Annotated in this window: 10 protein-coding genes; all 10 read right to left on the reverse strand. The window is 70.8% G+C overall.

Annotation, left to right across the window (positions count from 1 at the left end):
- Positions 1 to 147: 147 nt before the first annotated feature.
- Positions 148 to 1,113 carry a cytochrome P450 gene (locus JHD21_RS16345; protein WP_292677350.1) on the reverse strand — a complete coding sequence of 322 codons (966 nt, stop codon included), beginning with the start codon at positions 1,111 to 1,113 and terminating at the stop codon, positions 148 to 150.
- Positions 1,085 to 1,507 carry a cytidine deaminase gene (locus JHD21_RS16350; RefSeq protein WP_292677352.1) on the reverse strand — a complete coding sequence of 141 codons (423 nt, stop codon included), beginning with the start codon at positions 1,505 to 1,507 and terminating at the stop codon, positions 1,085 to 1,087. The genes JHD21_RS16345 and JHD21_RS16350 overlap by 29 nt, the downstream gene beginning before the upstream one ends.
- A 2-nt stretch (positions 1,508 to 1,509) precedes the next feature.
- Positions 1,510 to 2,775, reverse strand: a complete 1,266-nt coding sequence (locus JHD21_RS16355; protein ID WP_292677353.1) for an ABC transporter permease — start codon at positions 2,773 to 2,775, stop codon at positions 1,510 to 1,512.
- On the reverse strand, positions 2,772 to 3,872 hold the full coding sequence (locus tag JHD21_RS16360) for an ABC transporter permease (RefSeq protein ID WP_292677355.1): 1,101 nt from the start codon (positions 3,870 to 3,872) through the stop codon (positions 2,772 to 2,774). The genes JHD21_RS16355 and JHD21_RS16360 overlap by 4 nt, the downstream gene beginning before the upstream one ends.
- Positions 3,873 to 3,880: 8 nt before the next feature.
- Positions 3,881 to 5,416 carry an ABC transporter ATP-binding protein gene (locus JHD21_RS16365; RefSeq protein WP_292677357.1) on the reverse strand — a complete coding sequence of 512 codons (1,536 nt, stop codon included), beginning with the start codon at positions 5,414 to 5,416 and terminating at the stop codon, positions 3,881 to 3,883.
- 158 nt (positions 5,417 to 5,574) lie between these two features.
- Positions 5,575 to 6,675, reverse strand: a complete 1,101-nt coding sequence (locus JHD21_RS16370; protein WP_292677359.1) for a BMP family ABC transporter substrate-binding protein — start codon at positions 6,673 to 6,675, stop codon at positions 5,575 to 5,577.
- A 186-nt stretch (positions 6,676 to 6,861) separates the two neighbouring features.
- Positions 6,862 to 8,061, reverse strand: a complete 1,200-nt coding sequence (locus JHD21_RS16375; protein ID WP_292677361.1) for an amidohydrolase — start codon at positions 8,059 to 8,061, stop codon at positions 6,862 to 6,864.
- A 72-nt stretch (positions 8,062 to 8,133) separates the two neighbouring features.
- Positions 8,134 to 9,219, reverse strand: a complete 1,086-nt coding sequence (locus tag JHD21_RS16380) for a ScyD/ScyE family protein (protein WP_292677363.1) — start codon at positions 9,217 to 9,219, stop codon at positions 8,134 to 8,136.
- A gap of 145 nt (positions 9,220 to 9,364) precedes the next feature.
- A complete protein-coding gene (meaB, locus tag JHD21_RS16385) occupies positions 9,365 to 10,357 on the reverse strand; it encodes a methylmalonyl Co-A mutase-associated GTPase MeaB (RefSeq protein ID WP_292677365.1) in 993 nt (330 codons plus the stop codon).
- 10 nt (positions 10,358 to 10,367) lie between these two features.
- Positions 10,368 to 11,154, reverse strand: a 787-nt coding sequence (locus JHD21_RS16390) for a methylmalonyl-CoA mutase family protein (protein ID WP_292677367.1), incomplete at its 5' end; no start/stop codon positions are given.

An 11,154-nucleotide genomic window follows, 5' to 3' on the forward strand; every position in this document is an offset into this window, starting at 1 on the left:
GTCTCGACGCCGATGTAAAACCTTCTGAAGAACAGATTGCAGAACTCTGGCGATGACATGAGAACGGGCCTTTGGGCCGGATGAAACAGGGCTCCGGGAAGCGAACGAGACCATCGGCCGGGAACCTTGCCGCCTGCGGTCGCCTTTTCAAGGACCGAGATGTGGAGCCCTCATGAAACGTCCCTCTTCCCCCTCAGCGACCGAATCCGGCTCACAGCCGGTCGATCCGACCGTGACCCCGCCCGCCCCGGTCGACAGGGTGACGGGCTCGATGGCCGTGCGCTCGAAGAGCTGGAGGGCCGAGTCGAAGCGCAGCATCTCCTCGACGCAGAGCGCCACGTCCGGACCGGGCCGCAGGCCCCGGCGCAGCATCGCGGTGAGCCCGTTGCCGAACACGTTGACCGACGCCTCGTGACCGGCGTTGAGCAGGAGCACCGCCGAGGCCACCATCTCGTCCTCGGACAGCTCGGTGGTCGCGAGGTCGCTGAGCAGGTCCGCCTGCGGCCGGGCGGTGCGCTCCCGGATGAGCTCGCGGATGAGTCCGGCGAACTCGGCCGCCGACCGGACCGCGGCCTCGACCACGTCCGGACCGGGCGCGACCTCGTACATGCGCACGATGGCCTGCGACCAGCTCCGCAGGTCGGGCACGTAGGACGCCGGTACGCCGAGGAGCTCGGCGATCACCAGCACCGGCAGCGGCTCGGCGTAGTCCCGGATCACGTCGAAGCCGGCGGGGTCCACCTGGTCGAGGAGCTCCCGGGCCAGCGCACCCACCCGTGGGCGGAGCCTCTCCACGTGACCTCGGCCGAACACCTGCGCCACGGGCCGCCGCAGGCGGGTGTGCTCGGGGGGCTCGTTCTCCATCATCTGGTTGCGATGCAGCAGGTTGAACGGCTCGAGGTAGGCGGCCGGCTCCCGGTCGTGCCAGAGCCGGCCCAGCCTGCGGTCCCGTTGGACCGCGCTCACCGAGGCGTGGTCGAAGGCCAGCCACATCGCCGACCCCTCGTGCCAGGCCACGGGATGGGCGGCGCGCTCCTCGGCGAAGTAGGGGTAGGGGTCCTCGACGACGTCGGGCGAGCTCAGGTCAAGCGAGGTCGTCGGGGCCGAAGGCATCCGGCAGCACCTCGTCCATCCGCTTGATCCCGGAGACGGTCCACATCAGCATCCCGGGGCCGCTGTTCTCGCTGAGCAGCTGCCGGCAGCGTCCGCACGGCATGATCACCGCGCCCGCACCGTCCACGCACACGACGTGGGTGAGCTTGCCGCCCCCGGTCAGGTGCAGCTGGGACACCATGCCGCACTCCGCACAGAGCGCGACGCCGTACGCCGCGTTCTCGACGTTGCAGCCCGACACGACCCGCCCGTCGTCGACCCGGCCGGCCACGCCGACGGAGTAGCCGGAGTAGGGCGCGTAGGCGTGCCGCATCGCCGCGACGGCCTCGGCGCGCAGCGCCTCCCAGTCGAAGTCGGAGTCGGAGGAGTCGGGAGTGTCAGGGGCGTTGGGCACAGCTAACCCGCACTCCCCTTGCGGTATATCTGCCCGTCGGCGGCGGGCATTCGTAGTCGTTGCGACGCGAACGCCAGGACGAGCAGCGTGATCACGTAGGGCGTCATGCCGCTGAAGTCGTTGGGCACCGTGTCGACCACGAAGTAGACGACGCCGAGGAACACCCCGACCACGGCCATGACGATGGCGGACACCCGGCTGCCGCGCCGGGCCTGGAGGTAGGCAGCGGCCACCGCGAGAACGGCGCCCGCCAGCAGCAGCGCCTTCACCGAGTCTCCCGGGCGGAGCCCCAGCGTCTGGGTGTAGCCGAACAGGCCGGACCCGGTCAGCAGCCCACCCGGTCTCCAGTTGCCGAAGATCATCGCCGCCAGGCCGATGTAGCCGCGCCCGCCGGTCTGCCCGTCCCGGTAGTTGCTGGAGGCGACCATGGCCAGGATCCCCCCGGCCAGGCCGGCCAGCCCACCAGAGATCAGGACGGCGACGAACTTGTAGCGCAGCACCTTGACGCCGAGGGACTCCGCAGCCGCCGGGGACTCGCCGCAGGCGCGCAGCCGCAGCCCGAACGGCGTACGCCAGAGCACCCACCAGGTGAGCACCAGCAGCAGCAGGGCGATGATCACCAGGAAGGACAGGTTGTTGACCAGTGAGCGCCCGATCGCGGCCAGCTCGGAGACGAAGAACCAGTCCTTCTTCTCCACGTCGAACAGGGCGTCGCTCAGCGGGCCGATGGTCAGGGTCGGGACGTCGGGGATCTTGGGCGACTGGGTGGTGCCCCCGCCCGGGAGGTCGGCGAAGGTCAGCGCCGCGAGGTACTGCACGGCCCCGAGCGCGATGATGTTGATGGCCACGCCGCTGATGATGTGGTCGACGCCGAAGACGACCGTGGCAATGGCGTGGATGAGCCCGCCGAGCATGCCCATGAAGATCGCGCCGACCACGCCGGCCCAGGCGCCGTAGTGGTAGCCGAAGTAGCCGGCACCGTAGGTCCCGAGGATCATCATCCCCTCGAGGCCGATGTTGACCACGCCGGCGCGCTCGGACCAGAGGCCGCCGAGCCCGGCCAGCATGATCGGCATGGTCGCGATGAGGGTGGCCGAGATGGTGCCGGACGACGCCAGGTCGTTGGCGCCGGTGACCACCTCGAGCACCGACAGCACGAACACCGCCATCAGCGCGGCGTAGACCAGCCAGAAGCGGGGCAGCCGGCGCTTCTTCTCCGCCGAGGCGGGCGGTTCGACCACGCCGGTGGTCGTTGCGGGGACGCTCATGCCTTGACCTCCGCCCGCTCGTCGTCGCGTTCCTGCTCGAGAGCCCTGGCCACCGCCTGTTGCTCCATGCGCACCCCGTAGCGACGGACGACCTCGTAGGAGATGACCACGGTCAGCACGATGGTGCCCTGGGTGATCGCCACGATGTCCGGCGAGACCCCCACCAGGATCTGGAGCGGGTTGGACTGCTCGTTGAGGTAGGCGAAGAGCAGGGCGCCGACAGCGATCCCGACCGCGTTGTTGCGGCCGAGCAGCGCGATCGCGATCCCGGCGAAGCCGAGGCCGGACTGGAAGGTCGACCCGTAGGAGAACGACGAGCCCAGCAGGATCGGAAGGCCGACCAGGCCCGCCACGGCGCCGGAGAGCATCATCGCCGCGACCGTCATCTTGTTGACGCTGATGCCGCTCGCGACGGCGGCGGTGGTCGAGCGTCCGGTCGCCCTCAGGTCGAACCCGAACCGGGTCTTGTTGAGGACGAACCAGAAGAGGAAACCGGCGAGGACCGCCAGGACCACGAACCCGTAGATGTCCACCACCGGCGGACCGTCGCTGATCGTGATGTTGGGGATCCGGCTGTCCTCGGGGATCGTCTTGGTCGCGATCACGTTGCTGCCGGCCTCGCGCACCGCCGCCTCGCGGAGCAGGTAGGCCACGAGGGCCGTGGCGATCGCGTTGAGCATGATGGTGGAGATGACCTCGCTGACGCCGCGGGTGGCGCGCAGCACGCCGGCGATGCCGGCCCACACCGCACCGACCGCCATGGCGCAGAGCACGGCGAGCACGGTGTTGAGGTAGCCGGGCAGCCATGCCTCGCCGGCGACGACCGCTGCGACGAACGCGGCGATGCGGTACTGGCCGTCGACCCCGATGTTGAACAGGTTCATCCGGAAGCCGACGGCGGCGGCCAGACCGGAGAGGTAGAGCACGGTGGCGTTGTCGATGATGTTGCCGACGTTGCGGGTCTCGGGGACCGACAGCAGCTGACCCCAGACCTCGCCGACCGGGTCGCCGGCCGCGGCCAGCACGGCACTGGTGATGAGGAAGGCCATCAGCAGGGCCAGGATCGGCGCGCTGAGCCCGAGCACGAGCTTCGTCACGCGAGGCGTCACAGGCTTGCTCCCGTCATCGCCGAACCGAGCTGCTCGGGTGTCACGTCGCCCGGGTCGAACGTGCCGACCATCCGGCCGCGGAGGATGACCTCGATCCGGTCGGAGAGGCCGATCAGCTCGTCGAGGTCGGCGGAGATGAGGAGGACCGCCAGCCCGTTGCGCCGGGCGTCCTTGATGTGGCCCCAGATCGCGGCCTGTGCACCGACGTCGACGCCCCGGGTCGGGTGCGAGGCGATCAGGACGATCGGCTCGCTGCTCATCTCGCGGCCGACGATGAGCTTCTGCTGGTTGCCGCCGGACAGGGCCCGGGCCAGCACGTCCGGTCCTGGGGTGCGGACGTCGTAGGCGGCGATGATCCGCTCCGTGTCCGCGCGGGCGGCCCGCTTGTCGATCAGCGGTCCGCGCGCGCTCGGTGGCCGGCCCTGGTGGCCGAGCACCCGGTTCTCCCACAGCGGGGCGTCCAGGAGGAGGCCATGGCGCTGCCGGTCGGCGGGGATGTAGCCGATGCCGGCCTCCCGCCGTTCCCCGGTCGACTCGTGGGCGAGGTCGCGTCCGTCCAGGCGGATCTCGCCGCTGGAATGGCGCATCCCCATGATCGACTCGACCAGCTCCTCCTGCCCGTTGCCCTCGACGCCGGCGATGCCGAGCACCTCGCCCTTGTGGATGTCGAAGGAGATGTCCTTCAACAGCTCACGGCCGTCGACTCCCGCCAGGGTGAGGTTCTTGACCGAGAGCAGGACGACGTCGGTGACGGTGGAGGTCTCGGTGCTGGGCGACGGCAGCTCGGAGCCGACCATGAGCTCGGCGAGCTGGCGCGCGGTGACGTCGCGGGGGGACACCGTCTTGACGGTCGTGCCGCGGCGGATGACCGTGATCTCATCAGCGACCGAGAGGACCTCGTCCAGCTTGTGGCTGATGAAGATGACCGACAGTCCCTCCTTCTTGAGCTCGCGCAGGTTGTCGAACAGCTCGTCGACCTCGTGCGGGACGAGCACGGCGGTGGGCTCGTCGAGGATGACGATGCGGGCACCGCGGTAGAGGACCTTGAGGATCTCGACGCGCTGCCGGGCGCCGACGCCGAGCTCCTCGACCATCCGGTCGGGCTCGACGTCGAGACCGTAGGAGTCCGAGATGCGCATGATCTCGGCCCGGGCGGCGCCGCCGATGCCGTGCAGCTTCTCGGCGCCGAGGACGACGTTCTCGAGCACGGTCAGGTTGTCGGCGAGCATGAAGTGCTGGAAGACCATCCCGACGCCGGCGGCGATCGCATCGGCCGGTGACTTCAGCGAGACCTGGGTGCCCTCGATCTCGATCGTTCCCGAGTCTGGAGGCTGCACGCCGTAGAGGATCTTCATCAGCGTCGACTTGCCGGCGCCGTTCTCGCCCACGATCGCGTGGATGGTGCCCCGGCGGACGTCGATGTTGATGTCGTCGTTGGCGATGACGCCCGGGAAGCGCTTGCCGATCCCGCGGAGGCGCACGGTCACCGGCGCGCCGGTCGAGGTCGCTTCCTCGACTGTCGGTGCAGACACGCAGACCCTCCCTGGGCACGTCGGACTGGGGACACTTCGCGGGGACGCTCCGCCGGACACTACCCAACCAGTCCGGCGTCGGAAATGACCCGGGTCCGCGGTCCCGCCGGGGCGGGACCGCGGACCCGGGCTGTGGTGCTCTCGGTCAGCAGGACCGATCAGGGAGCGGTGGGAACCTCGATCTCACCGTCGATGATCTGCTGCTTGTAGCCGTCCAGGTCTGCCGTGATGTCGTCGACGAGACCGCCACTGGTCGAGTAGCCGACGCCGTCGACCGACAGGTCGTAGACGTTGGTGCCGACCGGGAACGTCCCGGCGGCAACCTCGGTGAGGTACTCGTAGACCGCGACGTTCACGTTCTTGAGCATCGAGGTCAGGATGACGTCCTGGACCGACGGGTCCGCGGTGTTGTACTGGTCGGAGTCGACACCGATGGCCAGTGCTCCGGCCTCGGACGCCGCCTCGAAGACGCCGCCACCGGAACCACCGGCTGCGTGGTAGACGATGTCCGCGCCACCCTGGTACATGCCCTCGGCCGCGGTCTTGCCCTTGGCCGGGTCACCGAAGCCGGAGAAGTCCGGCGGCTGGGTGAGGTAGGTGACGTCGATCGTGATGTCCGGGTTGACGGCCTTGGCACCGGCCTCGTAGCCCGCCTGGAACTTCTCGATCAGCGGGACCTGGACGCCGCCCACGAAGCCGACGTGGCCGGCCTCGGACTTGAGCGCGGCCGCCGCACCGACCAGGAACGAGCCCTGCTCCTCGGCGAAGACCAGGCACGCGACGTTCGGGACCGGGTCGCTGCCGTCGAACGGCTCGCAACTGGCGGTGTCGTCGATGATCGCGAAGCTGAGGTCGGGGTACTCCACCGCCACCTTGGCGACCGAGGCGCTGTAGGCGAAGCCCACCGCGATGATCGGGTTGTAGCCGGCGTCCGCGAAGGTCCGGAGGCGCTCCTCGCGCTGCGTCTCGGCCTCACCGTCGGAAGCCTCGCCCTCCTCGGATTCGAAGCCGAACTCCTCGACGGCCTGGTCGAGACCAGCAGCCGCCGAGTCGTTGAACGACTGGTCGCCGCGGCCACCGACGTCGTAGGCCATGCCGACCTTGATGTCCGACTCGGGCGCGTCAGCGGTCTCGCTGCTGTCGCCGCCGCTGCCGGTCGTCGGGTCGTCGTTGGGTTCGTCCTCGTCACCGCATCCAGCGGTCGCGAGGGCAAGGATGCCTGCGGTGAGCAGGGCTGCGAGTCTGGTACTGCGTCGCAAGACGCCTCCTAGGTGTGCGTGAATCAGAGATGCCCCGTGCCCCGGAGATTCGGGGATGCCCACCGAGTCGGGCGGGAGACTCGCCGACCCTAAGCCCCCGTGCGCCGTCAGCGACACCCCACGACCATCCCGACCCAAGTTGTTACCGATTCGATAGGGGGGCGCTCTCAGCAGGGGACCTTCGACTCAGTGACGGTGGACCAACGCCTCTACGGCGGTCTCCGCGAGGAGCCTCGCGCCGATGCCGACGGACCGCTCGTCGACGCGGAGGTTGCCCTGGTGGAGGTCGTACGTCGCCCCGCCCGGGGTCCGGGTGCCGAGCCGCATCATCGCCCCGGGGACCCGCTCCAGGAACCACCCGAAGTCCTCGCCGCCGAGGCTCTGCGGCGCCACCACCTGTGCCCCCTCGCCGAGCACCGACCGCACCGCCCTGGCGAGGATCCGGTTGGAGACCGGTTCGTTGACCACCGGGGGGACACCTCGCTGGTAGTCGATCTCGGCCGTGACGCCGTAGGGCCGCACGATGTCGGCGACCGCGGCTCGCACGATGTCCTCGCAGTCCGCCCAGGCGACCGCGTCGAGGATCCGGACCGTCCCGGAGACAAGGCCGTGGTCCGGGATCACGTTGGGGGCGGCGCCGGCGTGCAGGCTCCCCCACACGACGCTGACCCCGGCCCGCGGGTCCATCCGGCGGCTCAGCACGGCCGGCAGCTCGGTCGTGACCTTGGCGAGCGCGAAGGTCAGGTCACCGGTCAGGTGGGGGCGGCTGGTGTGGCCGCCGGTGCCGGTGAGCCGGACCTCCACCCGGTCCGCCGCACTGGTCAGCGGCCCGAGCCGCAGCCCGACCTGCCCGACGTCCACGCCGGGGTCGCAGTGGAGGGCGAAGATCCGGTCGACCGCGTCGAGCGCACCGTCGTCGAGCAGCTGCACGGCCCCACCCGGCATGACCTCCTCGGCGGGCTGGAAGAGCAGCCGCACGCGGCCCGGCAGCATGCCGCGGGCCGCCACCTCCGCCAGCGCGAGGGCCGCACCGACCAGCGCGGAGGTGTGCACGTCGTGCCCACAGGCATGGGCGACACCGGCGACGGTGCTCCTCCAGGGGTCGTCGGTCAGGTCCTGCACGGGCAGGGCGTCCATGTCCGCCCGGAGCGCGATCGTCGGACCCTCGGTGCCGAGGTCGGCGATGACCCCGGAGCGGTGTGCCCGGGTCACCGACCAGCCCGCCTGCTCGACGCGCGCCGCGACGACGTCGGAGGTGCGGGCCTCGGACCACGACAGCTCGGGGTGGGTGTGCAGGTCGCGGCGCAGGTCGACCAGCTCACCGTCGTACTTGTCGACGACGTCTGAGATCAGGCCTGAGATCAGGTCGGTGGCGTCCGCGGGCATCGGGTCAACGGTAACGGGACCCCGGCCGAGCACGGCCGGGGTCCCGCTGGTCGAGGTGTTTCTGTGGGTGGATCAGGGAGTGATCGTCACGACCTTGCCCTTGGGCTTCTGGCCCGGCAGCGCGTTGACCGTCGCGAGCAGCCCGGTCGGGGTGGTCTCGACGGCCGCCGGCAGCGGCACCTCGAGGTAGGTCCGGACCTTGGAGGAGCCGGCCCTGATCTTCGAGATGACACCGCGGAAGAGCTGGGCCACGTAGACGTCACCGTTGGCCGCCACGGCCACGCCGGTGGGGCTGATCAGCCCACCGGCGACCTGGGAGACCCGGCCGGTGGCCGGGTTGACCTTGAGGACCCGGCCGTTGGCGCCCAGCGAGCCGTCCTCCGGGCCACCGGGCAGGCTGGTCACGTAGAGCGAGCCGTCGGGGCCGACCTCGATGTCGGTCGGGACGCCCTCGAACGCGTACTTCCTGCCCACCGTGCAGCGCGGCAGACCGAGGGCCTCGGCGCCCTCCGCGGTGATCTTGACCTTGGCCGGCTTGATCACCGCGACGGTCGACACCTCGCCGGCTGCGGAGACGGCGAAGACGGCGTTGGCCCCGGCGTCGGCGACGTACGTGACGCCTCCGGCGACCGCGGTCGCGTAGGGGTGGCTCTCCTTGACGCCGGGGTAGCTGGCCGGGACGTTCTTCGGCACCTGGGAGAGGCACTTCTCCGGGGTGTTGACGAACCCGTAGCTGACCTTCTTGTCAGGGTTGGTGCGCTTCTCGTGCTGGAACGTGTCGGCGACGAGTACCGGGGCTCCGGTCCCGTCGAGGGTCCAGACCTTGCCCGCCTTGTTGTCGTTGGAGCCGGTGGTGAACCGGACCACGCCGCCGTCGGCCGAGACTCCTTCCGGCGGGCTCTTCTTGCTCTTGTAGACGACGCTGACGGTGCCGTCGACGGCCTGCTTGTAGAGCACGCCGGCGAACGTGTCGGCCCAGTAGCGGGTGCCGTCGGGCGCCTGGGCGACGCTGAGCGGGCCGACCAGGCCCTTGGCCACGGTGGCCACCTGCGGGTCGGCCTTCGCGGCGGACGCCGTGGCGGTGGGCGCCGTGCCGGCGAGCGCGGCACCGACCAGCGCGAGTGACGCCGCGGCAGCGGCGACGGGACGAGTCTTCATCGTGGGGTTCCCTCCGGAGTTGCGGTTGCACGTGGTTGTGCGCGGCTCGGTGCGTGGTCGCACCGGCGCCAGCACGGAGATTCCCGCGCCGGTTGTCCCGGAGGCAACGGATCAATGTCCCGACACGCCGGGACATCGCGGGAAATCACCCCGGGGGGTGGTCGTACGCCGCCAGGATGCGGTCCGCCGCGACCGTGGCCGGGAGCTCACCGGAGAGCACCGCCGCGCGGATCTCCTCGCGCACGGCGCGCACCTCGGGCGAGCGCCGCAGTCGCTGCTCGAGCTCGTCACGCACCAGCGCCCAGGTGAAGTCGAGCTGCTGAGCCGCGCGCTTCTCGTGCAGCCCCGCACCTCCCAGGTGCTCGCGGTGGGCCAGCACCTGCCGCCAGAGCTCGTCGACGCCGACGTCCTCCAGGGCCGAGCAGGTCACCACCGGCGGCGCCCACTCGCCGTGCCCGCGCACCAGCCGGAGCGCGCCGGCGAGCTCCCGGGCCGCGGCCCGTGCCTCCTGCTCGCGGTCGCCGTCGGCCTTGTTGACCGCGATCACGTCGGCGATCTCGAGGATGCCCTTCTTGATCCCCTGCAGCTGGTCGCCGGTGCGCGCCAGCGTCAGGAACAGGAACGTGTCGACCATCCCGGACACGGTGATCTCGGACTGCCCCACCCCGACCGTCTCGACCAGCACGACGTCGTACGCCGCCGCCTCGAGGACCGCCATCGACTGCACGGTCGCCCGGGCGACTCCGCCGAGGGTGCCTGCGGTCGGGGACGGGCGGATGTAGGCATCGGGGTCGGCGGACAGCCTGGCCATCCGGGTCTTGTCCCCCAGCACGGAGCCACCCGTGCGGACACTGGACGGGTCGACCGCCAGCACCCCCACCCGGTGGCCCTCGCCGGTCAACCGCGAGCCGAGCGCCTCGATGAACGTGGACTTGCCCACCCCGGGCACCCCGGAGATGCCGACCCGCACCGTGGGCGAGCGCACCCCCACCCGGTCGTCCTCCGACAGCGCGGTGAGCAGCTCGCGCGCGGCGGCCCGGTGCGCGGGCTTGGTCGACTCGACGAGCGTGATGGACTGCGACACCGCGGCCCGCCGCCCCTCGCGGACACCCTCGACCAGCGCCTGGACGTCAGGCATCAGGCGGCCATCAGTGACCCAGCTGCTCCCGCAGCTTGGCCAGCAGGTCCAGCGCGGACTCGGCGATGACCGTGCCGGGCAGGAACACCGCGGCCGCTCCCATCTGCTGCAGCGTCGGCACGTCGTCCGGGGGGATGACCCCGCCGATGACGACCATGATGTCGTCGCGTCCCGCCTCGGCCAGCGCCGACTTGAGGGCGGGCAGGAGCGTCAGGTGACCCGCCGCGAGCGAGGAGACACCGACGATGTGCACGTCGTTGTCGACCGCCTGCTGCGCGACCTCCTCGGGCGTCGAGAAGAGCGGCCCGACGTCGACGTCGAAGCCCATGTCCGCGAACGCCGACACGATGACCTTCTGGCCGCGGTCGTGGCCGTCCTGGCCCATCTTGGCGACCAGGATCCGGGGCCGGCGGCCCTCGGCCTCGGCGAACTCCTCGGTCGCGTCGAGCACCTGCTGGACGAGCGAGCCCCCAGGGCTGTCGCTCGCGCTGGCCTCGTCGCGGAACACGCCCGAGATCGTACGGATCACCGCCTGGTGCCGCCCGTAGACCTTCTCCAGGGCGTCGGAGATCTCGCCGACGGTGGCCTTGGCGCGGGCCGCGTCGACCGCGAGGGCGAGCAGGTTGCCGTCCAGCGAGCCGCCCGAGGTGGGACCGGCCTCGGCCGAGCGGGTCAGGGCCTCGAGCGCCCGGCGTACCTCGTCGTCGTCGCGCTCGGCGCGCAGCCGTTCGAGCTTGGCGACCTGCTGGCGGTAGACGTCGTCGTTGTCGACCCTCAGCACGTCGAGCTTGTCCTCG

This window comes from Nocardioides sp. (assembly GCF_016462705.1).
Classification (GTDB): domain Bacteria; phylum Actinomycetota; class Actinomycetes; order Propionibacteriales; family Nocardioidaceae; genus Nocardioides.

What these genes read in the sequence shown, in the direction of transcription:
- JHD21_RS16375 (WP_292677361.1), bottom strand. Translation starts at nt 8,061, where the DNA reads ATGCCCGCGGACGCCACCGACCTGATCTCAGGCCTGATCTCAGACGTC.
- JHD21_RS16380 (WP_292677363.1), bottom strand. Translation starts at nt 9,219, where the DNA reads ATGAAGACTCGTCCCGTCGCCGCTGCCGCGGCGTCACTCGCGCTGGTC.
- meaB (WP_292677365.1), bottom strand. Translation starts at nt 10,357, where the DNA reads ATGCCTGACGTCCAGGCGCTGGTCGAGGGTGTCCGCGAGGGGCGGCGG.
- JHD21_RS16345 (WP_292677350.1), bottom strand. Translation starts at nt 1,113, where the DNA reads ATGCCTTCGGCCCCGACGACCTCGCTTGACCTGAGCTCGCCCGACGTC.
- JHD21_RS16355 (WP_292677353.1), bottom strand. Translation starts at nt 2,775, where the DNA reads ATGAGCGTCCCCGCAACGACCACCGGCGTGGTCGAACCGCCCGCCTCG.